At 50.6% G+C, this 1,348-nt stretch carries 1 protein-coding gene; it reads right to left on the minus strand.

What is annotated here, in order from left to right:
* Nucleotides 1-177: 177 nt before the first annotated feature.
* Nucleotides 178-1,348, minus strand: a 1,171-nt coding sequence (locus AC6R19_RS22685; RefSeq protein WP_500582143.1) for a DUF8616 domain-containing protein, incomplete at its 5' end; no start/stop codon positions are given.

The raw sequence follows: 1,348 nt of genomic DNA on the forward strand, positions 1-1,348 counted from the left end.
GAGCCTGGAGTTGCTGTTCGAGATCTTTGTTGTCCATTGTTCTGCTCATGGTATCCTCCGGTGCAGAGTACGGGGGCATGAGCAGTTACACAATTTAATTTACAGTCTCCGGTTCGCCAGCAGGTGTCGAGGCTGTATCCGGCTTTTTAAAGCCGGATATACAGCCTGCTAGTTCTTTTATTCAGGGCTAAATTTTTTGAATCTCCCTAGGTCAGACATGTTGGGTCCGCCCATCATGCTCTCTCCTGCCACTATAAATCTTCCACGTCTAGTTACCCACAACGTTTTTGTTGGAGCCCAAACATTAACACCTAACTCATTTGCTAGCTGTTGAGCAAAACCATTACTACAAGCACCCGTGTTACAACTGAGAAGTCGTACATCTTGCCCTCGATAACCATTGTGCGCTCGAATCCTTTGCGCAAGCTGACGAGCATTCAGATGAACATTTCCCTTACCAAACCTTTCTAGCCTTATACTATGCGGACTTCCATGACCAACCACATCCAGTTTCCCATTGAAATTACTCTGGCTTCTTCTAGCATATTTGTTAAATTTGTCTTTAACCCTCATTAAGCGAAGGGTGCCTCCGTGCCCAGGAACAATAGACTCTTGGGGACCGACAACACCCGATACCACTCCTTCTGAGGCACCTCCAGAGCTAGCCGAACTTGGTACCGACTTAGTTTTTGGCCCTTTAAGCCCAATGAGTGACATCACCACGGCAAAACCAGCCTCACCCTCATTCTTGGCCGTTGATGTCTGAGCAACTAGGCAAGCCACTGGGAAAGACATACAGAGTCTACCGTATACATGAAGGGCACCACCTATAGCCCCACCAATAGCGGCATACATATTTTCCTGGAGGAATTCCTCCCTTGTTATCTCGCCGTTCAGATGTCGCTCAACCCGAGACTCGAACTGACAGGTTGCGATGGATTCACAGCCAGCAAGCCACTGATCGCCAGCCACTACAGGCGTGGCCACACCGTCGAAACTGACTCTCGCCCGAGGTGCCGGAGGGCTAGACTTTGCTCCCTGCTTGCCGTTACTGCTGTTGGCGATCTTGCTGCCTCCAGATTCAACAGTAACGCTGCTGGGACCCCAGCCTACATTGGCCATCTCCCACATCGCCTGGTCAGCCGTGCAATTTGCAGGCGCATCATTAGTAGGATTCGTACAGGCCCCCCGATATCCAGAGGGATCCACCATACTCAACGGATTGTTCATTACGTATGCGTAGGCATTCTGGCTCTGTGTACTTGTTTCGCTCTGGATATAGGGATCCACACTCATAAACCGCCCCAGCAGCGGGTCGTACACCCGGCCACCCATATGCACCAGCTTG

Source organism: Microbulbifer sp. SE14, assembly GCF_059834885.1.